General features: G+C 64.1%; 23 protein-coding genes. 11 read left to right on the plus strand and 12 right to left on the minus strand.

The features are described from left to right. Positions 1–77: 77 nt before the first annotated feature. A complete protein-coding gene (locus tag T8S45_RS03070; protein WP_322294634.1) occupies positions 78–560 on the plus strand; it encodes a hypothetical protein in 483 nt (160 codons plus the stop codon). On the opposite strand, the gene T8S45_RS03075 is transcribed toward T8S45_RS03070, so the two are convergent. Together T8S45_RS03075 and T8S45_RS03080 are read right to left on the minus strand one after the other, a co-directional pair. Further along, entirely contained in the window at positions 499–1,095 is a 597-nt protein-coding gene (locus tag T8S45_RS03075; RefSeq protein WP_188641573.1) for a response regulator transcription factor, read from the minus strand. The genes T8S45_RS03070 and T8S45_RS03075 overlap by 62 nt on opposite strands. A 133-nt stretch (positions 1,096–1,228) precedes the next feature. Beyond that, positions 1,229–2,668 (minus strand): AMP nucleosidase, encoded by a 1,440-nt coding sequence (locus tag T8S45_RS03080; RefSeq protein WP_322294635.1) that lies wholly within the window; start codon positions 2,666–2,668, stop codon positions 1,229–1,231. Positions 2,669–2,910: 242 nt separating this feature from the next. Here T8S45_RS03080 and T8S45_RS03085 point away from each other — a divergent pair, with 242 nt between their 5' ends. After that, positions 2,911–3,096 (plus strand): hypothetical protein, encoded by a 186-nt coding sequence (locus T8S45_RS03085; protein WP_322294636.1) that lies wholly within the window; start codon positions 2,911–2,913, stop codon positions 3,094–3,096. A gap of 58 nt (positions 3,097–3,154) precedes the next feature. Here the strand turns inward: T8S45_RS03085 and rplI are convergent, their stop codons facing one another. Genes rplI through rpsF form a run of 3 tightly spaced genes read right to left on the minus strand, consistent with a single transcriptional unit; the run spans position 3,155 to position 4,385 of the window. Then, positions 3,155–3,796, minus strand: coding sequence for a 50S ribosomal protein L9 (gene rplI, locus T8S45_RS03090; RefSeq protein WP_188641576.1), 642 nt, complete (start codon positions 3,794–3,796; stop codon positions 3,155–3,157). A gap of 11 nt (positions 3,797–3,807) precedes the next feature. Further along, the gene (gene rpsR, locus T8S45_RS03095) at positions 3,808–4,032 is read right to left on the minus strand and encodes a 30S ribosomal protein S18 (RefSeq protein ID WP_188641577.1); all 225 of its coding nucleotides are present in this window, start codon (positions 4,030–4,032) and stop codon (positions 3,808–3,810) included. Then, positions 4,032–4,385 (minus strand): 30S ribosomal protein S6, encoded by a 354-nt coding sequence (gene rpsF, locus T8S45_RS03100; protein ID WP_188641578.1) that lies wholly within the window; start codon positions 4,383–4,385, stop codon positions 4,032–4,034. The genes rpsR and rpsF overlap by 1 nt, the downstream gene beginning before the upstream one ends. A gap of 193 nt (positions 4,386–4,578) precedes the next feature. Between rpsF and T8S45_RS03105 the strand changes: the two genes are divergently transcribed. Then, positions 4,579–5,526: a DUF808 domain-containing protein gene (locus T8S45_RS03105; protein ID WP_322294637.1), complete on the plus strand. Its 948-nt coding sequence runs from the start codon at positions 4,579–4,581 to the stop codon at positions 5,524–5,526. 6 nt (positions 5,527–5,532) lie between these two features. Here the strand turns inward: T8S45_RS03105 and T8S45_RS03110 are convergent, their stop codons facing one another. Continuing rightward, positions 5,533–6,957: a glutamate ligase domain-containing protein gene (locus tag T8S45_RS03110; RefSeq protein WP_322294638.1), complete on the minus strand. Its 1,425-nt coding sequence runs from the start codon at positions 6,955–6,957 to the stop codon at positions 5,533–5,535. A gap of 58 nt (positions 6,958–7,015) precedes the next feature. Here T8S45_RS03110 and T8S45_RS03115 point away from each other — a divergent pair, with 58 nt between their 5' ends. The 4 genes from T8S45_RS03115 (at position 7,016) to dnaN (ending at position 10,834) form a co-directional block, all read left to right on the plus strand. After that, positions 7,016–7,852, plus strand: a complete 837-nt coding sequence (locus T8S45_RS03115) for an LD-carboxypeptidase (protein ID WP_322294639.1) — start codon at positions 7,016–7,018, stop codon at positions 7,850–7,852. A 23-nt stretch (positions 7,853–7,875) separates the two neighbouring features. After that, complete coding sequence (gene fabD / locus T8S45_RS03120; protein ID WP_322294640.1) at positions 7,876–8,811, plus strand: ACP S-malonyltransferase; 936 nt, start codon at positions 7,876–7,878, stop codon at positions 8,809–8,811. After that, positions 8,811–9,563, plus strand: coding sequence for a 3-oxoacyl-[acyl-carrier-protein] reductase (gene fabG / locus T8S45_RS03125; protein WP_322294641.1), 753 nt, complete (start codon positions 8,811–8,813; stop codon positions 9,561–9,563). The genes fabD and fabG overlap by 1 nt, the downstream gene beginning before the upstream one ends. 143 nt (positions 9,564–9,706) lie before the next feature. Then, complete coding sequence (gene dnaN / locus T8S45_RS03130; RefSeq protein ID WP_188641584.1) at positions 9,707–10,834, plus strand: DNA polymerase III subunit beta; 1,128 nt, start codon at positions 9,707–9,709, stop codon at positions 10,832–10,834. Between the two features lie 27 nt (positions 10,835–10,861). On the opposite strand, the gene T8S45_RS03135 is transcribed toward dnaN, so the two are convergent. Genes T8S45_RS03135 through T8S45_RS03145 form a run of 3 tightly spaced genes read right to left on the minus strand, consistent with a single transcriptional unit; the run spans position 10,862 to position 14,756 of the window. Then, positions 10,862–11,752, minus strand: a complete 891-nt coding sequence (locus T8S45_RS03135; protein ID WP_322294642.1) for an alpha/beta fold hydrolase — start codon at positions 11,750–11,752, stop codon at positions 10,862–10,864. Next, positions 11,746–13,431 (minus strand): PHA/PHB synthase family protein, encoded by a 1,686-nt coding sequence (locus T8S45_RS03140; RefSeq protein ID WP_322294643.1) that lies wholly within the window; start codon positions 13,429–13,431, stop codon positions 11,746–11,748. Before T8S45_RS03140 ends, T8S45_RS03135 begins: the two co-directional genes overlap by 7 nt. Continuing rightward, on the minus strand, positions 13,431–14,756 hold the full coding sequence (locus T8S45_RS03145; RefSeq protein WP_322294644.1) for an FAD-dependent oxidoreductase: 1,326 nt from the start codon (positions 14,754–14,756) through the stop codon (positions 13,431–13,433). The genes T8S45_RS03140 and T8S45_RS03145 overlap by 1 nt, the downstream gene beginning before the upstream one ends. Before the next feature lie 212 nt (positions 14,757–14,968). Here T8S45_RS03145 and T8S45_RS03150 point away from each other — a divergent pair, with 212 nt between their 5' ends. Both T8S45_RS03150 and lepA read left to right on the plus strand, forming a co-directional pair. Beyond that, positions 14,969–17,191 carry an EAL domain-containing protein gene (locus T8S45_RS03150; RefSeq protein ID WP_322294645.1) on the plus strand — a complete coding sequence of 741 codons (2,223 nt, stop codon included), beginning with the start codon at positions 14,969–14,971 and terminating at the stop codon, positions 17,189–17,191. A gap of 109 nt (positions 17,192–17,300) precedes the next feature. After that, the gene (gene lepA, locus T8S45_RS03155; RefSeq protein ID WP_188641588.1) at positions 17,301–19,136 is read left to right on the plus strand and encodes a translation elongation factor 4; all 1,836 of its coding nucleotides are present in this window, start codon (positions 17,301–17,303) and stop codon (positions 19,134–19,136) included. 330 nt (positions 19,137–19,466) lie between these two features. Here the strand turns inward: lepA and T8S45_RS03160 are convergent, their stop codons facing one another. Further along, the gene (locus tag T8S45_RS03160) at positions 19,467–20,465 is read right to left on the minus strand and encodes a hypothetical protein (RefSeq protein ID WP_322294646.1); all 999 of its coding nucleotides are present in this window, start codon (positions 20,463–20,465) and stop codon (positions 19,467–19,469) included. A 317-nt stretch (positions 20,466–20,782) separates the two neighbouring features. On the opposite strand from T8S45_RS03160, the gene T8S45_RS03165 reads away from it, so the two are divergent. Further along, entirely contained in the window at positions 20,783–21,274 is a 492-nt protein-coding gene (locus T8S45_RS03165) for a hypothetical protein (protein WP_322294647.1), read from the plus strand. Between the two features lies 1 nt (position 21,275). Further along, a complete protein-coding gene (locus tag T8S45_RS03170) occupies positions 21,276–22,145 on the plus strand; it encodes an HNH endonuclease (protein ID WP_322294648.1) in 870 nt (289 codons plus the stop codon). 126 nt (positions 22,146–22,271) lie between these two features. On the opposite strand, the gene T8S45_RS03175 is transcribed toward T8S45_RS03170, so the two are convergent. Together T8S45_RS03175 and T8S45_RS03180 are read right to left on the minus strand one after the other, a co-directional pair. Then, positions 22,272–23,252, minus strand: coding sequence for a hypothetical protein (locus T8S45_RS03175; protein WP_322294649.1), 981 nt, complete (start codon positions 23,250–23,252; stop codon positions 22,272–22,274). 190 nt (positions 23,253–23,442) lie between these two features. Beyond that, positions 23,443–25,239 (minus strand): sensor domain-containing diguanylate cyclase, encoded by a 1,797-nt coding sequence (locus tag T8S45_RS03180; RefSeq protein ID WP_322294650.1) that lies wholly within the window; start codon positions 25,237–25,239, stop codon positions 23,443–23,445. Positions 25,240–25,247: the final 8 nt, after the last annotated feature.

The raw sequence follows: 25,247 nt of genomic DNA on the forward strand, positions 1-25,247 counted from the left end.
GTTCGCAGGGCGACGGATGGCAGCATTGGCCATTACCGGGAGGGGTCCGGCTTCACTGCTCGGATTACGAGTTGCCGATGGATCAATTGGAGGAGCCGCTCGACCCGCAAAGCTGGATCGCGGCAATCGCGCGCCTGCATGATCGCGCCGCAGCGGATGACGAGCCGACGCATCAAGAGCGCTACCTGCGCAGCGCCCATACGCTGTCGCGCCTCGCCCCGGCTGCGCTCGGAGATATATTCGCATCCGAGGCGTCCGAGGCGGAATATGACGAATTCCTGCGCGCGAGCGACCTCTACAAGGCCTCGATCGAACTGCTGAACCCGTCGCTAAAGCTGGTGATTGCCAAACCCGACGGGACGCTCAAGCTGGAGGTCCACGCGCCCGTTTTCGATGCCGTCGGGGCGGCGAACGACGTGTTTCCCCGTGCCATCGTGCTTGGCTGGACGCGATGCGTGATGGCGATGGCGGATCGGGCCGATGAAATCGAAACCGATGTCAGCCGTCTAGACCGGCATACACGCCGGTCCGAACCGCATCCGCCGTCGAGTTCGCATTGATCTTGGAGAACATGTTGGCGCGGTGGATCTCGACCGTGCGCGGGCTGATGCCGAGATTGCGTGCGATTTCCTTGTTCGACAGGCCGTTGGTCAGGCTTGCCAGCACCTCGGATTCGCGGCTCGACAGCCCGCGAACCAGAGACTGGGCTTTCTCGATCCGTTCGAACTTGGCGCGGCGCACTTCGGCGCGCTTCGTGATATCTCGTAGCGCCCGCTCGAAGCTGTCAGAACTTTGCGGCCATTCGAGGTAGCCGACCGCACCCGACAGCATTGCCTCGATCACGCGTTCGACCTCGGGTTCGTCCGAATACATCGCCACCGGCAGCGTTGCATATGCCGAATCGCCTGCCTCGTTCAATCGCGCAAGCGGTCGGAATTCCCCGCCCTCGAACGCGAGTACGTACCCGCTGCGCGCGCGCCAGGAGAGGAACTCATCGGTATTTTCATAGATTTCGACGTGTTGTCCGTTCTGCAGTATCAGGCGCGAGATTTCCGCGCGCCTTGCAGCATCGGGATCGATGACGTGTACTTGCATGTAATTGCGACCTGACGGGTTACCCAAGACCTGCAGTTTCCCCTATGCGACAGCCCCGAACAACTAGGTGCTAACGCGTAAACCGGTCAAGGGACAGGCAGGTTCGACAATGCGTATGACCGTGCCGTGCGGGTCAGCGGAAGGGCGGTTCGTTGAACGCGCGCAGCTTGCGCGAATGCAGTCGCGGGCCCTCGGCGCGAAGTAGCTGGCAGGTGCGGACCCCGATCTGGAGGTGCGCTGCGATCGCCTCCTCGTAGAACTTGTTGGCCTGGCCCGGCAGCTTGATCTCACCGTGGAGCGGCTTGTCACTGACGCATAGCAGCGTGCCGTAGGGGACGCGGAAGCGATAGCCCTGCGCGCTGATCGTGGCACTTTCCATGTCGATCCCGACTGCGCGGCTGAGTGACAGGCGACGCGCCGAACTGGTGTAGCGCAGCTCCCAGTTGCGATCGTCGGTGGTGACGACGGTGCCGGTGCGCATTCGCTTCTTCAAATCGCTGCCATGCTCGCCCGAGACTTCCTCCGCCGCGCCGGCCAGCGCCTGTTGCACCTCGGCGATCGCGGGGAGGGGGATTTCGGGCGGCAACACCGGGTCGAGAACATGGTCGTCGCGCAGATAGGCGTGGGCGAGCACGTAGTCGCCGATCTTCTGGCTCGGGCGCAGGCCGCCGCAATGGCCGATCATGAGCCAAGCTTCGGGGCGCAGCACGGCGAGGTGGTCGCAGATCGTCTTCGCGTTGGACGGGCCGACACCGATATTGACCAGCGTGATCCCGCCGCGGTCCTCGCCGACGAGGTGGTAGGCAGGCATCTGGTGGCGCCGCCAAGCGGTGTCCGACAGGCGGTTCCGTGCATGCTCGACCGGTTCGGACAGGTGCAGCCCGCCCGCGCCGTGGAGCGCCTGATAACCGTCCTTCCCGAGCTGGGCGCCCGCCCAGTCCACGAATTCGTCGACGTAGCGGTGGTAGTTGGTGAACAGGATGAAGCGCTGGAAGTGCTCTGTGCTGGTGCCGGTATAATGGGCCAGCCGCGCGAGGCTGAAATCGGTCCGCAGTCCGTCGAACAGCGAGAGCGGCTTGGGAAATTCGGGATCCTGCAGGTCGTAGCCGTCGGCCAGTTCGTCGCCGATGTCGGCGAGCTCGGTCGAGGGGAAATGGCGCGCGAGGTCGTTCGGGCTGACCGAAGCCATCGCCGCGCCTGCCGCACCGTCGAGCACGTAGGGGAAGGGAATCTCCTGGGTAGACCGTCCCACCGAGATCTCGACGTCGTAATCGCCGCTCAGCAGGCTCAGCTGCTCTTCGAGATAGGCTGCGAACAGCGTCGGCTTGGTGATCGTGGTGGCATAGATACCGGCCTCGTTGAGCCGCCCGAAGCTGCGTCCGAACCCGCCGGCGGCCTCGCCCCCGCGATAGCGCAGACGCAATTCGGGATAACACCAGGCGTTTTCCTGCCGCCGGCTATCGGGCGGGATCGTGCCGTCCTTGGCGAACGCGGCAATATCGGCCTGAAGGGTGGCGACGGCTTCGTCGTAGAGCCGCTGCAGGTCTTCGATGATCTTTTTCGTCTTTTGCATCGCGGGCTGATAGCCATAGCAATGTTACAAAGCAAAGGGAGGGCATGCCTTCCGGTCGCTTTCCCAAGTCCGGGCGGCATCTGGTCACTGTCCGAATCCGACCGATTGCCGCACCCGATATTCGGATTACAAGGTGGGAATGCGATCGAGGTCTCGGCTGGTACCGCGGGGCCCTGTTGCTGGTCCGTCACAACGATCCGCAATCGCAGGTCGGTATCCGGACCATGGGCTAAGCGGCCAGCGTGCTGATGAGGCTGGGGCAATTGGAAGAGGCGCGCGACCTGCTGGTCGATGCGTCGGACAGCACGCGGGAGCGCCTGGCGTCGGCGCCGGAATTCGACGCGGTCGCCCGCCGCCAGCTGGACGAGGCCGGCCCGATCTTTCTCGACCTGGTGAGGACCGATTGGTTGCTTTCGCGAGCACCATGAAAAAGGGGCGCGGTCCCTAGCGAACCGCGCCCCCTTGTCGTTGCTTGATCGAAAGCGATCAGCCTTCGGTCGTTTCGTCCGTGGCTTCGGCTTCTTCGCCCTCGGCCGAATCCACGCCCTCTTCGAGCATTTCGGCCGGGATCTCGCCGGGTTCGGCGTTGGGATCGCGTTCCTCGGTGAAGTCCGACGGAACGTTGTCCTCTTCGAACATCTGAGCCATCACGTCGACGCCCTGCGCCTGGAGTTCGGCTTCGTCGTCCGAACGGGCGACGTTGGCCTTGACCGTGATCGAGACTTCGGGGTGGAGGTCGATGCGCACGTCATGCATGCCGATCGTCTTGATCGGGTTGCCCATGATGACCTGCTTCTTGTCGATCTCGTGGCCCTTTTCCTCGAGGCCGGCGACGATATCGCGCACATTGACCGAACCGTAGAGCTGGCCCGAGTTCGACGAGGCACGGATCAGGACGATCTCGGTACCGTCGATCTTTTCGCCCGCCTTCTCGGCTTCGGTACGACGCTCGGCGTTCTCTTTCTCGAGACGCTCGCGGTTGGCTTCGAAGACCTTCTTGTTGGCCTCGTTGGCGCGCAGCGCCTTCTTGTTCGGCAGCAGGTAGTTGCGCGCGTAGCCGTCCTTGACGGTCACGACGTCGCCGATGGTGCCGAGCTTCTCGATCCGCTGGAGGAGAATGATATCCATGTGCTCTCTCCTTACTTCACGATGTAGGGCAGCAGGCCCAGGTGACGCGCACGCTTGATCGCCTTGGCGAGTTCACGCTGCTTCTTGGCGGAAACGGCGGTGATGCGCGAAGGCACGATCTTGCCGCGTTCGGACATGAAGCCCTGGAGCAGGCGCACGTCCTTGTAATCGATGGCGGGTGCATCCTTGCCCGAGAAAGGGCACGACTTGCGGCGGCGGAAAAACGGACGGGCCATCAGCTGTCTCCCCGGCGTTTGCGATCGCGGTCGTTCTTGCGCATCATGACCGACGGGCCTTCTTCGTGCTCTTCGACGCGGATGGTCAGGAAGCGCAGGACGTCTTCGTTGATGCGGGTCTGGCGCTCGAGCTCGGCGACGACCGAACCCGGTCCGTCGATGTTGAGCATGACGAAATGCGCCTTGCGGTTGCGGTCGATCTTGTAGGCGAGATTCTTGAGGCCCCAGGTCTCCGTCTTGGTGACCTTGCCGTCGTTCTTCTCGACGATTTCGGTGGCTTGCGCGGCCAAGGCGTCGACCTGAGACTGACTCAGGTCCTGGCGCGCAAGAAACACGTGCTCGTAAAGAGCCATGCATCTTCCTTTCACTTCAATGCCGATCGCTGGCTGATCCGCGGGATTGCGGGGCCCCTCCGGCTTTCTTGGATTTCCCGGCTGTGCTGGGAAGCGGCGCACATAGCGCGATCGGCGAATAATGCAAGCGCGAAGCGGGCTTGCCAGCGGCAGCGCGAGACAGCAATGCGATCGCGCAAAGAGGGAGAAACGAATGCCCGGTGGTTTGACGGCCCTGCTCGACGATGTCGCGGTGATCGCGCGCGCGGCGGCGGCTTCGGTGGACGATGTCGCGGTGGCGGCGGGACGTGCAGGCTCGAAGACCGCGGGCGTGGTGATCGACGACGCGGCGGTGACTCCGTCCTACGTCACCGGCCTCACCCCCGATCGCGAACTCCCGCTGATCTGGAACATCACCAAGGGCAGTTTCAAGAACAAGCTGATCTTCCTGCTGCCCGGCGCATTGTTGCTGAGCGAGTTCCTGCCCTGGGCGATCATCCCGATCCTGATGCTTGGCGGTCTGTACCTGTCCTACGAAGGTGCCGAGAAGGTGATGGAGAAGCTCGGCGGGAAGAAGCACGGCGACACGCTCGAAGACCCGATCGAGGACCTGGCCAAGTTCGAGAAGGAAAGGACTGCGGGGGCCATCCGAACCGACTTGATCCTTTCGGCGGAGATCATGGCGATCACGCTCAACGAGGTCGCCGCCGATACGCTCTTCACCCGCGCTGTCGTCCTGGCGCTCGTCGGGATCGCGGTGACGGTGGCGGTTTACGGCACGGTCGCACTGATCGTGAAGATGGACGATATCGGTCTGCACCTCGCGGAAAAGCCCGGCGCCGGTGCTCAGAAATTCGGCGATTTCCTCGTTCATGCGATGCCCAAATTGCTGACCGCGCTTTCCTTCATCGGCACCATCGCGATGCTGTGGGTCGGCGGCGGAATCCTGCTCCACGGGCTCGAGGAGTTGGGCTGGCATGCCCCGGCCGAGATCGGTCATGGTATCCAGCATGCTGTTGAGGACATGACCGGCGCGCTGTCGGGCATCCTCGGATGGGCGACTTATGCCGCCTATTCGGCGCTGGCGGCGCTGGGCGTGGGGGCGGTGGTGGCCGTGGTGCTGCACAAGGTGTTCAAGGTCGGCAGCGACGGGGCGCATTGACGGTCGTCAGAGCCGCGCAAGCACACCTTTCGCGAATTCGCTGAGCGTATCGTCGCGCGCGCCCATCACCACCACCCGGTCGCCGGGACGGGCGAGTTCGACGATCCGTTCGCCGCATTGCTCGCGGCTCGCGATGTGTTCGGCCGAACCGCCGACTTGCTCGATCATCGCGACGATCCGTTCGCTGCCTTCGCTGCGGTCGGTCGTGCCGCCGAAATAGACCGGGTCGGAGAAGATCGCGACGTCGTCGCTGTCCAGTTCGCGGGCGAAAGTCTCGGCGAGCTCGTGCCCCATCTGCCTGAGCGGCCCGTAGCCATGGGGCTGGAAGAACGCGATCACGCGCCCCGGATGGGCCTTGAGCGTGCGCAATGTGGCCGCGCATTTCTCCGGATTGTGGCCGAAATCGTCGATCACGATCACACCCGATTCGCTGGTGCCGACGATATCGAAACGTCGCGCGAGGCCGGTGAAATCGCCCAGCGCCTCGACCGAAGCAGCGACCGGCACCCCGGTCGCCGCCGCGCCCGCGATCGCGGCCAGCGCATTCGACAGGTTGTGACGCCCGGGCATGGCGAGTCGCAGGGCATGCGTGCTGCCATCGTGGCGATCCACGACCATCGCCGCCTGGCGGGTCGGGCTTTCAGCCCGCGATCCGGCATCGATGCCGATCTGCGCCCGCGTCTGATCGATGCCGAACGTGATCGCCTCTGACGCGCGCGGCAGCAAGGCGAGCGCTTCCTGGTCGTCGGCGTTGATCACCGCGATCCGGCTGCGCTCGAGATAGTCGCCGAACAATGCGCGCAATTCGTCCATCGACTTGTGGTCGAGCGAGACGTTGAGCAGCACCCCCACCGCCGGGCGATAAAGCGCGATCGAGCCGTCGCTCTCGTCGACTTCGCTGACATAGAGCGCCTGGCCGCCGACCGCCGCGCTGGCGTAGGGGCGTTCCTCGGAAACGAAGTTCTTCATCACCGCGCCGTTCATGATGGTCGGGTCGCGCCCCACCGCGTGGAGGATCCAGCCCAGCATCGCGGTGACGGTCGACTTGCCGCTGGTCCCGGCAATCCCGATCCCGGCACCGCTGGTGTTGAACAGGATCGAGTTGAGTTCGGCGCGGGTCAGCCGCAGCAGGTCGAGCTCGGTGGCGCGCCGAATTTCGGGAACCGTGTCCTCGATCGCGGCGGAGGCGACCAGCACCTGGTCCGCGCTCACGATACCGCTGCCGTCCTGCGGGCGGAGATCGAAACCCTGCCGCTCGAGTGCGGCGAATTTCTCCGGCGTGCGGCCCTGGTCGAAACTGCGATCCGAGCCGCCCACCACGCACCCGCGGCCTTTCAGGATCTGCGCCAGCGGCAGCATGCCCGATCCGCCGATTCCGCAAAAAAAGAACGGGCGGGCGAACAGTTCGTCGGGGGAGGGGAAATCGGTCATGGGCAAAACGCCTATGCGGGGAGTGGCGCTTTGTGAAGCGGATGTTAGAGGCTTGGGCATGACCACGCGGATCGCCATCTGCTGTCCCGGCAAGCGCCTGCGCCGCGAGCGCGCGGAAAAAGTCGCCGCGCTCGCGAAGGCCGAATTTTCGGACGTGGAGCTCGTCTTCGCCGAACAGTGCTTTCACGAAGAGGGGCACTTTGCCGGCGACGACGACACACGTCTCGAAGCGTTTCTCCAAGTGGCGAACGATCCGCAGATCGACGCGGTGTGGTTCGGCATGGGCGGCTATGGCGCGAACCGGATTGCGCGCGACGCGATTGCCGGGCTTGGCGCGGCGGCGAAGCACAAGAAATTCCTGGGCTATTCCGACACCGGCACCTTGCTGGGTGCGCTTTACAAAGCCGGGATCGGCGTGCCGGTGCACGGCCCGTTGGTGGGCGATATCAAGCGCGAGGGCGGCGAGGAGGCAGTGCGCCGTGTGCTTCGTTACCTGACCGGAACGGGGCGCGCCGGCGATCTCGAACCGTCGCTCGACGAGCGCCCGGTCGCCGCGTTCAACCTGATGACGCTGGCAATGCTGGTCGGCACCGAGTTCACGCCCGACCTGACCGATCACGTGGTGATGGTCGAAGAGGTCGGCGAGCATCTCTATGCGGTCGACCGGCTGATGTTCCACGTTACCGAGCACCTTCGCGGGATTGCGGGGCTGCGGCTCGGTCGCATTTCGCAAGTGCCCGAAAACGACCGTCCGTTCGGCAGCGGCGAGGAGGATATCGCGCGTGACTGGTGCGAACGCACCGGCATCACCTATCTCGGGCGGGCCGATATCGGCCACGATGCCGCCAACAGGATCGTGCCCTTCGGACTTGCGGGGCGCGACGTGCAGGCATAGGCGGCGCGGCGAGAGGAGTTACCATGATTGCATTCGTATTTCCCGGCCAGGGCAGCCAGAAGGTCGGCATGGGCGCCGAACTGGCCGAAGCCAGCGCCGTGGCGCGCCAGACCTTCGAGGAAGTCGACGACGCGTTGAGCCAGAAGCTGTTCGCACTGATGACGAACGGTCCGGCCGACGACCTGACGCTGACCGCCAACGCCCAGCCTGCGATCATGGCGCACTCGATCGCCGTGCTGCGCGTGCTCGAGGATGGCGGGGTCAAGCTCGCCGACAAGGCCAATTGCGTCGCGGGTCATTCGCTCGGCGAATATTCGGCACTAGCGGGCGCGGGCGCGTTCCGGCTCGACGAAACGGCGCGGCTGCTCCGCCTGCGCGGGCAGTCGATGCAGGAAGCGGTGCCGGTGGGCGAGGGCGCAATGTGCGCGCTGCTCGGCGCCGACATGGAGAAGGGCGAAAAGCTCGCCGAGGCCGCCGCCGAAGGCCAGGTATGCGAACTCGCCAACGACAACGATCCGGGCCAGGTCGTGCTCTCCGGCCATGCAGAGGCGATCGAGCGCGCGATCGCCATGGCGAAGGATCACGGGATCAAGCGCGGCGTAAAGCTGCCTGTTTCTGCACCGTTCCACAGTTCGCTGATGCAGCCCGCCGCCGACGCGATGGCCGTTGCACTCGAGCTGACCCCGCCCGGTGCGCCGCGCGTACCGCTCTACGCCAACGTCACCGCGGCGCTCGAAAGCGATCCGCCGCGCATTGCCAAGCTGCTGGTCGACCAAGTCACCGGCCGCGTCCGCTGGCGCGAAAGCGTGATCGCGATGAAGGAAGCGGGCGTCACCCATTTCGTCGAACTGGGCGGCAAGGTGCTCGGCCCGATGATCGGCCGCACGGTCGACGACGTGACCGTCACCTCGGTGGTGACGATGGACGATATCGAAGCCCTCGCGAAGGAGATCGGATAATGTTTTCGCTCGAAGGAATGACCGCGCTCGTGACCGGAGCGTCCGGCGGGATCGGCTCCGAAATCGCCAAGGCACTGGCGCGACAGGGCGCGCGGCTCGCATTGTCGGGCTCGAACGGCGGCAAGCTGCGCAGCTTCCGCGAGGAACTCAATGACGAGATCGGCGGCGACCATGTCGAGATCACCTGCGACCTGTCGAACAGCGAGAGCGTCGAGGAACTGATCCCGGCGACGATCGACACGCTCGGCAAGCTCGACATCCTCGTCAACAATGCCGGCATCACGCGCGACAACCTCGCGATGCGGATGAAGGACGAGGAGTGGGAGCAGGTGATGACGATCAACCTCGAATCGACCTTTCGCCTGATGCGCGCCGCCGCGCGGCCGATGATGAAGGCCCGGTTCGGACGGATCGTCACGATCACCAGCGTGGTCGGCGCGACCGGCAATCCGGGGCAGATGAATTACGCCGCGGCCAAGGCCGGGGTCACCGGCATGACCAAGAGTTTCGCGCAGGAAGTCGCCAGCCGCGGGATCACCGCCAATTGCGTGGCGCCGGGCTTCATCCGCACGCCCATGACCGACGTTCTGCCCGACGCCCAAAAGGAAGCGCTCAACCAGCGCATCCCGATGGGCCGAATGGGCGAGGGCGAGGATATCGGCAGCGCGGTGGCGTTCCTCTCGTCAAGGGAAGCGGACTACATCACCGGCCAGACGCTGCATGTGAATGGCGGCATGGCGATGATGAGTTGAGGGTTTTTATCCCCAATTCTCCCCGTAAAACCGGTGCGGGAACTTGCCCGCTTGGCCTCACCCGTTAAGGGTAATATCCATGTTTTCCGGCGCTGGCAGGCGATTCCGGCCCTGTCCGCGCCCAGAGGGGTAAGGCACTAGCCATGAAAGCCACGATCGAACGCGCCACGCTTCTGCGGTGCCTCAGCCACGTCCAGTCGGTGGTCGAGCGGCGCAATACCATCCCGATCCTCGCCAACGTCCTGCTCGAGGCCTCGGGCGACGGCGCGATCAAGGTGACCGCGACCGACCTCGACCTGCAGGTGGTCGAAAGCCAGCAGGCCGTCTCGGTGGAGAGCCCGGGCGCGATCACCGTCTCGGCGCACCTGCTGTTCGATATCGCGCGTAAGCTGCCCGACGGCAGCCAGGTCAGCCTCGAAGCCGCCGACGGCCGGATGACGGTCAAGGCCGGGCGGAGCCGCTTCAAGCTGCCGACGCTGCCGCGCGACGATTTCCCGATCATCGCCGAAGGCGACCTGCCGACCAGCTTCGCGATGCCTGCGAAGACGCTCGCCGAACTGATCGACCGCACGCGTTTCGCGATCTCGACCGAAGAGACGCGCTACTACCTCAACGGTATCTTCTTCCACGTCGCCGACGATGACGGCCCCGTGCTCAAGGCCGCCGCGACCGATGGCCATCGCCTCGCGCGCTTCACCCTCCCGCGCCCCGATGGCGCCGAGGGCATGCCCGACGTGATCGTCCCGCGAAAGGCGATCGGCGAACTGCGCAAGTTGCTAGAGGAATCGCTCGACGGCGATGTGCAGATCGACCTTTCGGCGAGCAAGGTGCGATTCTCGATGGGCGGAGAGGGCGGAACGATCCTCACCAGCAAGCTGATCGACGGGACCTTCCCCGATTACAGCCGCGTCATCCCGACCGGGAATGACAAGCTGCTCAAGATCGACCCGAAGACCTTCTACGCCGGCGTCGACCGCGTCGCGACCATTGCCACCGAGAAGACCCGCGCGGTCAAGATGGCGCTCGAAAACGACAAGGTCACGCTCTCGGTCACCAGCCCCGACAACGGCACCGCGGCAGAAGAAGTGCCCGCGAGCTATTCGAGCGAAGGCCTCGAGATTGGCTTCAACGCCAATTACCTCAAGGACATCCTCGGCCAGATCGACAGCGACAATGTCGAACTGCATCTCGCCGATCCGGGCGCGCCGACGCTGATCCGCAAGGACCAGGACAGCCCCGCGCTCTACGTCCTTATGCCGATGCGGGTGTAGCGCCACCGCAAGGTTCTGGACGATGAACTAGGCTGCCTCGGGCAGAGCCTCGCCTTCGTCGAGAAACGCCCTGATTTCGGCGACCGCTTCTTCGCTGTGGGTCAGCAGGAAGAGGTGGCCGCCATCCTCGAATTCGACGAGTTTGGCATTCGGGATCAACCCCGCGAGGATCTTGCCGTTGGCCGGCACGACGATGCGATCGTCGCCACCCATCATCACCAGCGTGTCCTTCTTCAGGAACGGCAGCGCGGGGGCGCTGGTCCAGCCGAGCATGGCAATCAGCTGGTAGAGGTAACCGCGCGGGGAAGGGGGCTTGATCCGCCCGATGTGATCGCGCCTGGCGGTCGCCTTCGTGTCGCGCGTCATGCCGCCATAGAGCGTGGCGAAATGCTCGTTCATGTAGTTCGGATCGACGTAGCGGCGCGGGTCGACCATCTTCGACAGCGCCGACCACTTGCCGGGCACCATCAGCATGCCCGGGGTGGTCGCGGCAAGCACCAGCTTGCGCGTACGACCGCCGTGCTGGAGCGCGAAATGCTGCGCCATCGCGCCGCCCCAGGACACGCCCATCACATCGACTTCCTCGCTGCCGAGCGAGTCGAGCAGCTGCGCCGCCGTCCAGCACATGGTGAAGGGATTGTAGGGCAGCACCGGCTCGGGCGATTCTCCCACTCCCGGCATGTCGAAAATGATGAAACCCCGCTCCGGCATGGCCTCGGCCAGCGGCGCGACCGCCTCGATATTGGCACCGATGCCATTGAAGAACAGGATCGGCGGGTGGTCCGACGGTTCGTCGAGCCGCCAGTGCGCAACGCGCAACGTGCGACCGCCGACCTCTTCGAGCGACACGGTAGCGGAATTCATCGGATCGCCCATGCAATCGGCCTTTTCATTGTGCGCCGCAACGTGTGTCAGCATGCCTCGCGCACGTAAAGCCCCGGGGCCGGATCGCTCGCCGGGTATTCCTTGCTTCCGACCTCCTTCGGTGCGTCGACAAGATCACCCGATCGCGCCTGCAGCCACTCCATCCAGAACGGCCACCAGCTACCCGCGACTTCTTCTGCGCCCTCGATCCACTTCTCGGCCGTGGCGGGGAGCTTGCCCTTCTTTTTCTGGACGAAATACTTTGCCTTGGGATTGGTCGGCGGGTTGAGGATCGCCTGCATGTGACCCGACTGGCTGAGTACGTAGGTCACGTCCTTCGATCCGAACAATTGCGTCGAGCGATAGGTCGCACGCCACGGGGTGATGTGGTCGGTCACCCCGCCGAGAATGAAAAGGTCGCTCTTCACCTTCGAGAGGTCGACCTTGTGGTCGAGCATGGCGACCTCGCCCTTCTTCGTGAAGGCAAGCGTTTCATAGATGGTGAGGAAATCGCCCATCAAGCTGGCCGATAGATTGGTCGCATCGGCATTCCAGTAGAGCACGTCGAAGGCTGGTGGGTCTTCGCCCAGCAGGTAGTTGTTGACGACGTAGTTCCAGATCAGGTCGTTGGGTCGCAGCCATGCGAAGCCGCGCGCAAGATCGTCGCCCTTAATCACGCCCGCCTTGTCCGCGCGGCGGCGGGCGAGGGCGAGCCCGTTCTCGCTGATAAGCGACCCGGCCTCGATATCGTTCTGCTTGGGATGCAGCACGCAGACCATCAGCGTGAGCGCGCCGAGCAAATTGTCCCCATCGGCCGCCATCTTGCTCGCGAGCATCGCGGCGGTCTGTCCGCCCGAGCAGCCGGCCGAGACGTTGACCTTGTCCGAACCAGTGATCGCCGCGGTCACTTCCATCGCCTCGCGGCACGAGCGGACGTAATCGGCCATGTCCCAGCTGCCCTGTTCGGAGGTCGGGTTCTTCCAGCTGATGACGAAAGTCTGGATGCCGTTGTCGACGAGGTATTTCACCACCGATTTCTCGGGCGAGAGGTCGTTGATATACATCTTGTTGATCTGCGGCGGAATCGTGAGCGCCGGCACTTCGTGGACCTTTTCGGTGCTCGGCGCGTAATGGACCAGTTCGAACATCTCGGTCCGGTGGACGACCGCGCCGGGGCTGGTCGCGATGTTCCGGCCCAGTTCGAACGGGCGTTTGTCGACCTGGCTGACCATGCCCTTGTTCTCGGTCATGTCGGTGTAGGCGTTCTTCAAGCCCTTGATCAGGCTGAGCCCGCCGCTGTCGATCGCGCGCTTCTGCGCGGTCGGGTTGCCCGCCAGCGTGTTGGTCGGCGCAATCGAATCGATGATGATGTTCGAGATGAACCGCGCCCGATCGCGCTCGAGGTCGTCGAGCTCAAGCTCGTCGAGCCACTCGGCCATGCCCTTCTGCACGGCAAGGTAATATTGCGCCCCGGCGCGCATGAACGGGTTGTACTGCCAGGCCGGGTCCATGAAGCGCCGATCCTTGGGATGCGGGGCGAGTTCGGACTGGCCGGTCATGATCTTGACCATTTCCGAACCCATCGCCTGGCTGTGACGCATCAGCCGCGCAGGATCGGACGCCGTTTCGCGCAGCAATACCGCGACCGCGCCGAAGATATCCTCGCGCGTCAGGCCGATCAGCGGGCCGAGCGCCGAAGTGTGCTGTGCGGCTTCGTCTTCTAGGTCAGGCATCAATCCGCTCCCCTCGCGGCAATCATGGCGTCGATATCGACGAATTTCTCGCGCGGGCTGCCCTCGCGGGCAGCGGCATTCTCGGCATCCTCGATCCTTTTCCAGTCCTGGAAGGTGACGATGTCGAGCCCGCGTTCGGCCGCGAGTGCGTCGAACCCCTCGCGCCCCTTCTTGCCGCCATTGCCGAGTGCTCCGCTGGCGATGTCTTCCTCGATCAGGTCGACGATACCGAACCCGTCGGGCTTGTTGGTTCCGATCGTGCCCGAGGGGCCGCGCTTGGCCCAACCGACCGCATAGAGACCAGGCATGATCCGGCCCTCGTCATTGGCGAAGCGACCGGCGCGCTCGTCGAACGGCACACCCTCGATCGGGGCGGTACGGTATCCGATCGCGGTGAGCACGATCCCGCAGGGGATGGTATAGGTTTCGCCGGTACCGACGGCGCGGCCGGCCTCGACCTTGGTGCGCTCGACCTCGATGCCGGAAACCCTGCCCTCTTCGCCGATGATGGCTTTCGGGCTGGCGAAGAAATCGAATTCGATCTCGATCGTCTTGTCAGCGCGCTCGCTCTCCGGAATGGCGGCGAAACTGCGCAGATGCGCGACCGATTTGCGGAGCCCGGGTTCGAGCAGCGCGTCCTCTTCCCCGTCGGGTAGGTCGTCTGCATCGACCCGCGGGGCCGCCCGTTCCAGGTGCATCAACTCGCCCAGTTCCTTGGGCGTCATCATGATCTGGTGCGGCCCGCGCCGACCGAGGATGACGATGCGGCAGATCGCGGAGCTCTCGAGCGCGTCGAGCGCGTGCAGCACGATGTCGCTGCCCTCGAATTCGGCGGTCGTCTTGGCGAGGATTCGCGCGATGTCGAGCGCGACATTGCCCATCCCGATGACCACCGCCGTCTCGCTCGAGAGGTCGGGGTCGAGCCCGGCGAACTGTGGATGGCCGTTGTACCAGCCGACGAATTGCGCGCTCCCGTGAACCCCGGCGAGATCGGCACCCTCGATCGAGAGCGTCCGGTCGTGCGGCGCGCCAGTCGCCAGCACGACCGCGTCGTAAAGCGATTGCAATTCGGTGATCGAGACATCGCTGCCGATCGTGACGTTGCCCACGAACCGGACATGGTCGGTAAACGCGGTCTTTTCATAGCGTCGCGAGACGGCCTTGATCGATTGATGATCGGGCGCGACCCCCGTCCGGATCAATCCGTAGGGCACCGGCAGGCTGTCGAACACGTCGACCCGCACATCGCCGCCCCATTTCTTCTGCGCCGCCTCGGCCGTGTAATATCCCGCCGGGCCGGAGCCGATCACCGCGATATGCCGCATCGCCTCTCCTGTCTCCCCCGGTTTCTTAAGACCTCGACCGGGCTTGCGATCGAGGATGCCCGCCTCCGAACCCATTGGCAAGCAGGCGGCGCAGTTGGGCGAACCTAAAGCCGGAATTAACCATTATATCATACCACCCCCTAAGCCCTCGCGCGCTACGCGTGTGTGGGGGAGTTGCGCACGGGGTCGATGCGCCGCGGAAGGGAGTCGTCTTGCTCGAAATATTGCGCAGGAATTCCGGCGGCGACTGGGGAAAGTATTCAGCTCTCCTCGACCCGCTGAGCCGCGAGGAAATCGCGCAAAGCGTCCTGCTGATGCGCGAGTACGAATCCAGCGGGCACGGCTGGTTCTGGTCGACCGACAGCCATGGCCGCATCACCTATATTTCGCCGCGTCTCGCCGCCCAGATAGGGTTCGAGGATGGGCAGCTGATCGGGCGCACCCTCGGCCGGGTGTTCGTCGAGGATCGCGAGATCGAACGCGCCGAGGACGATGACGGCCGAGCCCGGGGGCTCAAGATCTACCTTGCAGGCCGCAAGGCGTTCTCGAACATCGTGATCCACACGCAATGCGGGAAGTTCGACCAGCGCTGGGCATTGAGCGGGCATCCCCAACGCGACAACGATGGACGGTTTGCCGGTTATCGCGGGCACGCGGTCGACGTGACCGAGCAATATCGTTCGGAATCCGAAGCTTCGCGTCTCGCCATGTTCGATTCGCTGACCGGACTTTCCAACCGCCATCGCCTGACCAGCCAGCTCGATCGCGAAATGAAGGTCTGTGTCGCAGCCAAACGATCTTGCGCGGTGATGATGCTCGATCTCGACCGGTTCAAGGCGGTCAACGATACGCTCGGCCACCAGGCCGGCGACGAACTGCTCAAACAGGTCGCGCAGCGATTGCGCAATCTGATAAAGGACGAGTTCGAGCTCGGCCGGCTCGGGGGTGACGAGTTCCAGATCATCCTGCCCGATATCGACGATCGCGGTCGCCTCGCCGATCTCGGGCATTCGATTGTCACCCACCTCTCGCAACCCTATTCGGTCGACGGCAATCGCTGCGTCATCGGTGCATCGGTGGGGATCGCGGTGGCGCCCTATGACGGCATAACCAGTGAGGAACTGGTGCGCGGTGCCGACCTCGCACTCTACGCCGCCAAGGGCAGCGGGCGCGGGCAATTCCGCTTCTATTCGTCCGAGCTCCACGACAAGGCTCGCGAACGCAACGATATCGAGGAAGCGCTGCGCGATGCGCTCCAGAACGAGGAATTGTCGCTGCATTACCAGCCCTTCGTCCACCAGGAGAACGGCAAGGTGGCGGGCTACGAGGCGCTGATGCGGTGGCAGCATCCGAAGATGGGCTGGATCGAGCCGTCGAAGTTTATCCCGATCGCCGAAGAGACCAATCTGATCACCTCGCTGGGAGAGTGGGCGATCCGCCAGGCCTGCAGGGACGCGGCGAAGTGGCCGAACGACGTTTCGGTCGCGATCAATGTGTCGGCGGCACAGTTTCAGCAGGAGGGACTCGCCGCGATCATTGGCGGCGCGCTCGCCGCCTCCGCAATCGATCCGGCAAGACTCGAGATGGAAATCACCGAAAGCGTCTTCATCAGCGACATGGAGCGTACCGACAAGCTGTTCCGTGACCTGAAAAAGCTCGGGGTGCGGCTGTCGCTCGATGATTTCGGGACCGGCTTCTCCTCGCTCAGCTATCTCGGTCGCGCTCCGTTCGACAAGGTCAAGATCGACCGCAGTTTCGTGGTCGGCTCGACCGAAGAGGGGTCGCGCAATCCAGCGATCATTTCCGCGATCGTGAGCGTCGCTGGAGCGCTTGGCATGCGCACCACGGTCGAAGGCGTCGAGGCGCTCGACGAGCTGGCGTTGGTGCGCGAGAAGGGCGTCGACTACATTCAGGGCTATCTCTTCTCCAAGCCGCTGACGCAGGACAAGATCCTCGAAAAGCAGGGATTGGGGGAATGGGTGCTCGAGGCCAAGGGGCCCTCACGCAATCGCGCCCAGCGCTTGAGCGTGCTCCGTAAGATCGGCGTGATCCACGGCGATTACCGCTATGAGGTGCGCATGAGGAACCTCTCGCGAACCGGGGCGATGATCGAGGGGGTCTCCGACGTTCCGGTGGGCACGGAGCTGGTTCTCGACCTCGGCGAAGGCCAGCTCGCCGTGGCGACCGTGCGCCGATCGGAGGGGGACGTGCAGGGGGTCGAGTTCGAGACCGGCCTCGTCAATGACGGCGCCGACGGGTTGTGCACCCGCTTCCGGATCAGCCCCTATGCGCTCGCTGCCGCGGGCATGCCGCTCCAGGCGCTCCCGCCCGGTGCCTATCCGCTCGCCGAAAACGTCCCGGCGACGACCGAGTCCCGCCCGAGCTTCGAAACCCGCACCTTCGCCGACACGGCGACGAGGCGCGGGTCCGACTGATCGACGCTCGGTGCGCGCCGGTGCCGGGAGCGCTGGCCTTGCCGCAACTCCCCCGCTAAAGGGCGCAGCACACGCGCACCCCCGCGCATCTGCCCATTAGAAGCGTTCAATGACCGACCTTTCCAAGATCCGCAATTTCAGCATCATCGCGCATATCGACCATGGCAAGTCCACGCTGGCGGACCGGCTGATCCAGGCCTGCGGCGGGCTGACCGAGCGCGAGATGTCCGAGCAAGTGCTTGATAACATGGACATCGAGAAGGAGCGCGGGATCACCATCAAGGCCCAGACCGTGCGCCTTTCCTACACCGCGAAGGACGGCGAGACCTACGAGCTCAACCTCATGGACACGCCCGGCCATGTCGACTTCGCCTACGAGGTCTCGCGTTCCCTCGCCGCCTGCGAAGGCGCGCTGCTGGTGGTCGACGCGGCCCAAGGCGTGGAAGCCCAGACCCTCGCCAACGTCTACCAGTCGATCGAGCACGACCACGAGATCGTCCCCGTCATCAACAAGATCGACCTCCCCGCCGCCGAGCCCGAGCGGGTCGCGGAGGAGATCGAGGAGATCGTCGGCATCCAGGCGACCGGGCCCTGGGCTGAGGGCGGCGCCGTCCTCGCCAGCGCGAAATCCGGCCTCGGCGTCGAGGACGTGCTCGAGGCGCTGGTCGCGCGCATCCCCCCGCCGCAAGGCGATCGCGACGCGCCCTTGAAGGCCAGCCTCGTCGACAGCTGGTACGATCCCTATCTCGGCGTGGTCATCCTCGTCCGCGTGATCGACGGCGTCCTCAAGAAGGGCCTCAACGTCCGCTTCATGCAAGGCGGCACCCAGCACCTCGTCGACCGCGTCGGCTGCTTCCGGCCCAAGCGCACCGACCTGGCCGAGATCGGCCCCGGCGAGATCGGCTTCATCACCGCGCAGATCAAGGAGGTCGACCAGGCCCGCGTCGGCGACACGATCACCACGGTCAAGGGCGGGGCGGACAAGCCGCTGCCCGGCTATCGCGAGCCGCAACCGGTGGTGTTCTGCGGGCTGTTCCCGGTCGACGCCGCCGATTTCGAGAAGCTGCGCGAAAGCATCGGCAAGCTGCGCCTCAACGATGCGAGCTTCACCTACGAGATGGAAAGCTCCGCCGCGCTCGGCTTCGGCTTCCGCGCCGGCTTCCTGGGCCTGCTGCACCTCGAGATCATCCAGGAGCGGCTCTCCCGCGAATACGATCTCGACCTCATCACGACCGCGCCCAGCGTCGTCTACCGCGTCCACCTCGGCAAGACGAAGAACGAGGACGCGAAGGTGATCGACATCCACAACCCCGCCGACTGGCCCGACGTCAACCGCATCGACGCGATCGAGGAGCCGTGGATCAAGGCGACGATCTACACGCCGGACGAGTATCTCGGCCCGATCCTCAAGCTGTGCCAGGACCGCCGCGGCGTCCAGACCAACCTCACCTATGTCGGCGGTCGCGCCCAGGTGACCTACGAGCTCCCGCTCAACGAGGTCGTGTTCGACTTCTACGACCGCCTGAAATCCATATCGCGCGGCTATGCCAGCTTCGATTACGAGCAGATCGGCCTGCGCGAAGGCGACCTCGTCAAGATGAACATCCTCGTCAATGCCGAGCCGGTCGACGCGCTCTCGCTGATCGTCCACCGCACCGTCGCGGAGGAACGCGGCCGCGGCATGTGCGAGCGCCTGAAGGACCTCATCCCCCGCCACCTCTTCAAGATCCCGATCCAGGCCGCGATCGGCGGCAAGATCATCGCCCGAGAGACGATCGCCGCCCTGCGCAAGGACGTCACCGCCAAGTGCTATGGCGGCGACATCACGCGCAAGAAGAAGCTGCTGGAGAAGCAGAAGAAGGGCAAGGCGCGGATGCGGGAGTACGGCAACGTCTCGATCCCGCAGGAGGCGTTCATCGCTGCGCTGCGGATGGGGGAGGAATGACGACCGCAGGCGCCTAAGCAAGGAGTGCGAAGCAATCCGCAGCTTAGAAGCCGGTGGCCGACAGGCCAGCGGGAGTATCGGCCGACCTCGGCGCGCAGCGTCGAGGATCGACGGCGTGGGCCATCGGAGCATTTTGGCTACGGCAAAATGCGGAGCCGGGCCACGATGGCGAAGGCCCCGCGCCTAGCGCAGGCGTTTGCACGGCAAACGGCAAGCTAGAAACGAGAGGCTGTAACCCGGGCCGGCGGGTCCGCGCAGCGGAACCCGTTCGACGTCACGTGACGCATGGAGCGGTTGCGTCAGCAAACGCGGAACGGCGCGTGGCGGTGGCTAAACTGGTCGCGCAATAATCGAGATTACAGCGACAGTAGATGAAGTCGCTTCGAGACAAAGTGCTGCAAGTTTATCGCTTGCGGTACGTCGATGCTGTAGCGCGAGTGCCAGCCGAAGCGATGCCTTAGCATGGGCGCGCACTTCCTCATTGCTTGAACCGCCAAAGGCGAAGGCGATGTATGCGCCAATCATCCGATTGGCGTCGGTTTCGCTAGGTTCGACGCCATCAGGCGATGAATGAAGAAGTGGGTCGTAGACCGCTTGCCCTAGCGATATGAGCACTTCGCGGCAGAGTAAGCCGATTTGTTGATAGTCTTCTTCGGCTGAGGCTAGGCCGAGTTGCGCCCGCGCCTTCGACAAAGCCCGATCGACGCGTTCCCATCCTGAAACTTCCCGTTCCGGCAATGGGACCGAAGACCGCTTCGCTAAATTTTGGATAGCGGGTTCAAAAAGCTGGCGAGCGTAAATTCGCCGGTCCTTATACTGGGGAAGGTCGTTGCTCCAATGACGATACCATGCCCACAAGTCGTCGTGTGGATTATCGTATTGGACGTCGGCAGGCATTCTCTCGCGAATGCGGACCTCGCGCGCCCGGTAATAGTCATTCACTTCCTGAATGCGTTGCCCGCCGGTTGATACGTCGATCATCATTTCGCGATGAATGAGTAAGTCGGCGACCAACGCCGGCACGCCTTCGACTTCATGTTTGACAGTTTGCACGTCCAGATCGAGCGAACCGTCACGCCCCCATCCATTAGCGATCGCGTCCGCGACGCGCTTACGATCGGTTTCATCAAGCTTACGAAGTGCTTCGTCGATCGGTTTGGGCGCGACGACAACGGCATATTCTACCGGCATTGTAGGGTACCAATCGTTGTCGGAAAATCCGCCCTCAGTTTCCTGGATTGCAATCGAGCATTCGGCCAACAGCGTCGATAGCTCGAGCCGCTGAAGGCTCTCGAGGAACTTACGCGCGTTTTCTAGTGCATCAGCCATTTGTTCGATCTTGTGCTCGCTAATCGATGCGATCAAGCTTTAGAACAAAGGTTTGACTGAATGTCATGGTAGAGCTGTGACGCGGGGCGGCCAATTTGAAACAGTATCGACACGCCAATTGGGTTAGGTTTCGAGAGGACGTTATCAAGCTGCATCGAGGTTGCTGTGCCCGATGCCTGCGATCGGCGGCGCGCGACGACGTTGTGCTTCAAGTTCATCATAAGCGATACATTCGTGGGCATCTGCCTTGGGAATATGCAACGACCGACTGCGAGGCACTTTGCAAAGGATGTCATGCTGCCGAACACGGCCATGTCATGCCTCGCCACGGTTGGAATTGGGTTGGAGTTGACGACTTAGGCGACCTTGCTGGCAACTGTGAGTTGTGCGGCACCGAAATTCGTTATGTTTATGCGATCGAAAACGCGGCGTGGGGTGCGATGGCCGTTGGCACCGATTGCTGCGATAAGTTGACGCAAACGCGCGAAGCTAGCGAGCATCACGAAAAATACATAAGAATGATCGACGCTAGAAAGCGTTTTGTCGCTTCTAAGCGTTGGAAGGTTAGCGCCGACGGGACGCACTATATCACGCAAAAAGGAGTTCATGTCGAAGTTCGCGAACACGACGACGGGTTCGGCATTGCAATGAATTATATTCCAGGCAAACAACGCTTTGAAAGTCTGCTTGATGCGAGGATCAAAGTGTTCGATTCTATCAGGTCCGGGGAGGTTCACGAATTTCTGAAACGGCGGCGACACAAACTCGATTTGGATCGCATTCGCGCTTGGTTGGCGGTGGGTTTATAGGATGACTTTCGGCGTTTTCATGCACAAGGATGGGTCGATCTACGACGACATCCCCGAGGTGCATTACCAGTTCCCGAAAAGCTATCTCAGCCGCGCAAAGCGGATGGTCGGTGACTGGATCGTCTATCGCGAGCCGGTCAAGATTCCGAACTCAAAGGGTTTTTTCGCGGTGGCGAAGGTCGAGCAGATCATTCCCGATCCCAATGTGTCCGACCGTTTTCGCGCAATTATTGAGCAAGGTAGCTATCTCCCTTTTGAGCCGACTGTTCCGCATAAGATCGACGGTGAGCCAGTTGAGCGCGATTTGGCTAATGCTCAAGCTGCGGTACGGCCGCTGTCCAATTCCGACTTTCGTCGCATCGTTTCGCTCGGTTTGCCGGACGAAGAATTCTTGCCGCGGGAGGATGGCGAGGAAGCTGAAAACCGAGTTCGCGAGGTGCAAACGCCGTTCGAGATCGAGCATCCCATCATTCAGTCACTGGTATCAAAGAAATTCCGTGACCGTGCGTTTCGGCGTGCCGTGATGTCAGCTTATGATGGGCGCTGTGCCGTGACGGGATGGAAACTTGTCAATGGTGGTGGGCGGCTTGAAGCGCAGGCGGCGCATATCAAGTCAGTCGAGCATGGTGGCCCCCACAGCGTGCGCAACGGCTTGGCCCTATCAGGCACTGCTCATTGGATGTTCGACAGGGGCCTGATCGGAATGTCCGACGATTTGGACATCATGATCCATCGGAAGGTCAATGACCGAGATGGGGTTGCTGCAATCATCAACCCCACTGGCAAATTGCTGTCGGCTCAGCGCGATTCTGATCGACCGCACCCGCAGTTTCTCGCGTGGCATCGAGAGCATCACGCGTTCGCGGGGTGATTTATTTGTTAAATCCCTCAAACGCCGGGCGCGAGCCATCCGGCTCGCTTGGCTTCCTCGCATAAGCTCGGGCGGCCGGTCGGCCTTGCCTGCGCCTGCGGCGTAGGGGGCTGCCTGTTCGACAAGTTAGCGCCAGCGTCGGTCTTTGAGCCGCCTGACAACTGCCGCGCGCTCGTCCTGATCCTCCACCTCCGGCTCCTCGCCTCTCCGCCAGTCCGGCGGCGGTAGCGCGGCACTCCCTTCCTCTCCCTCCGCCGCGCGCTCGGCGGCCTCGCGTTGCCAGCGGTCGCGGCGGGTGAGGAGCCAGTCCTCGGGGGCGTCCCACCAGTTTTCGCGGGTCGGATCGCCCTCATGCGGCAGGAGGAAGAAGGGGATGTCGGGTTCTTCGCCCAGGTCGCGGGCGCGCAGCCGGGTGTAGCGCACGAAGGCCTGGCGGGCCTCGTCGGAGAGGCGGGCCCAGTCGCGGCGGCGGTTGTCGAGGACCTGCTCGCGCAGTTTCTCCACCTTGCGCTCGATGCTGGCGTAGACCTCGCCGGGGGAGACGTTCTTCTTCTCCGCCTCCCACTCGGCGCGCCATTTCCTTTTCAGCCGGCGCTTTTCCATCTTGCCGATGGCGCCCCGGCCTTTCGGTTTGCCCCCGTTGATCTGGGCGCCGAAGCGCTCGGGCGCGCGGTTCCTCAGCATGAACATCAGCAGGCGGTCGTTGTAGACGGTGCGCGCGCCGACGAGCTTGCCGTAGGAATAGACCGGCACCTCGACCCCGTTCAGCGCGCGGTCCATCGCGACGTCCTCGATGCGCTGCATGCCGAGATCGAGCGCGGCCTGCCACGCGGCGCGGAAGCTCGCCGCCTCGGGGTGGCGGCGCAGGATGTAGGCGCCGACCTCGGCGCGGCCGACCTTGCGGCAGGCGGCCTTGACGCTGCCGGTATCGGCCAGCGCCTCGATGAAACTGCGCTGCACGTCGGGCTTCCAGCCGTTCGCGCGGTCCTTCTGCCGCGGCACGCTGATGAAGGCGGGGAGGGTGCCGCGCGGGGAGTGCGGGCGCTGCTCGGTGGCGGGGAGCTCGGGCGGGGTGTCGGGCGCGGTTTCTGGCGGCTGTTCGGGCATCCGCCAGCTTGGAGCAGAAAAGCGCGGAGTAGGAAAATGGGGGGGAGGAGTCTTTGCGGTTACGGACCCGCATCCGCGGGTCCATCCTCGCGGCTATTCTCTCCGCTTCGCTACGAGGCCGCTGCGGGCGCGCGGTCGCGCTTGCCTCCGCCTGGTCGGCGTCGGTCTGGTGCCCTGATCTGCCGTCGTGTCAGGCGGCGCGGAAGTTGCGGAGCTTGCGGCGTTCGCGCAGCGTGACGGGGGCGATCTCGACGCGGTTGCGGCCGGCCTTCTTGGCCTCGTAGAGCGGGGTGTCGGCGGTGCTCAGCGCCTCGGCCGGGGTCATCGGCTCGGCGATCCGCGCGACCCCGACGCTGGCGGTGACGTTGAAGCGGACGCCGTGATGGCTTTCGAGGTCGAGGTCCTCGATCGTGCGGCGCAGTTCCTCGCACAGTTCGATCATCCCGGTGAGCGAGATCCGCTCTGCGACGAGCACGAATTCCTCGCCGCCGAGACGCGCGAAATAGCGGCCCGGGCCGGTGAGCTGGCGGAACACGCCCGCGACCTGCGCCAGCGCGGCGTCGCCCGCGGTGTGGCCGTGCGTGTCGTTGACTTCCTTGAAGTGGTCGAGGTCGATGATCGCGAGCGCCATCGACTGCTCGCCGGCACGCTCGAGCCGGGGTTCGACATGGCGGAGGAAGGCGCGGCGGTTGGGCAGGCCGGTGAGCGCATCGGTCTCGGCGTCGCGCACCGCGCTCAGCTCGGCGCGCTTGCGCGCGGTGACGTCGCGGATGGTGACGGCATAGCCGGTCACGCCCGGGCCCTCGGGATTGGGGACGGCGCGCAGCTTGGTCTCGAGCCAGCGCACTTCGCCTTCGCGCACCACGGCGCGTTCGAGCGTCCGCGTGACGTCGGGGTTGTCGGCGGCGAGCACCAGTTCGCGGCGCACCAGCGGTTCGTCGTCGGGATCGAAGAACTCGATCAGCGAAGCGCCCACCAGCTGGTCCGACCCGCAGAGCTCCTCGCTCGAGGGAGAGTGGTAGCGGACGTTGCCGTTGACATCGAGGTTGAGCAGCGCGTCGTCCGAATGATCGGCAACGAGGCCTTCGAGCGCGCGTTTCTCGTCGAGCTCGAGCAGGACGAGCTTGTGCTGCTTGAGCGCGACCGAGGCGGGCAGCGACAGCAGCAGCAGGACCGCGAGGTAGAATTGGAGGAACTGCACATCGTTGGCGAGCGCGAACTGGGTATCGCTCAGGTCGCCCTGCTGCATCTGGAGCGCGGTCGCGCCGACGCCCGCGATGATCACGAGGCCGAGCAGCGTGGCGATGCGGCCGCAGCGGAACGAGGCATACATCAGCGGCGCCACGGGCAGGAACAGCAGCGCGAGCGAGCTTTCGAAGAAGGCCAGCCAGCTGACCCCCGCGATCAGCACGCAATGGATCGCGCATTCGACCACATAGGACGACGTTCCCTGCGCGACCTTGCGGTGCATGATGCCCGAAGTGAGGAAATACGCGATCGGGAAGCAGAGCAGCGAGCCGAGCGTGTGGCCGGTGATCCATTCGATCACGTGGGTCTGGACGTCGCCCGCCACCGCCCATGCCGCGAGCATGCCGCCGGGGAACGCCGCGAGGCAGGTACCCAGCACCACGCTCAGCAGCATCCGTTCGAGCCCGGCGACGCTCTTGAGCCAGTCGCGCTCCGGGCGGAAGTGGCGCAGCAAGGCGGCGATCGCGAAGCCCTCGAAGACATTGACCACGGCGAGCGGGGCCGCGACGCGCGGACCGAAGCCGAAGAATGCGGTGGCGATCGTGCTCAGCAGGGCGAAGAAGGCGATTGCGCCGAACCAGCGCTGGGTGGGCAGGACGACCAGGAGCGCGGCGAGAATCGCGGACCCCGGCCAGATCAGGGCCAGCCCCCCGCTGAAGCGGGACCAGGCAATCGTCAGGCTGGTGATCAAGAAGAAGGCTGCTCCGGCAGCCAATATCTTGCTCGTTTCCCGTCTCATCGAAGTCC

The sequence above is a fragment of the Pseudoblastomonas marina genome (assembly GCF_034374265.1).
In the GTDB taxonomy this organism is placed as follows: Bacteria; Pseudomonadota; Alphaproteobacteria; order Sphingomonadales; family Sphingomonadaceae; genus Alteriqipengyuania_A; species Alteriqipengyuania_A marina.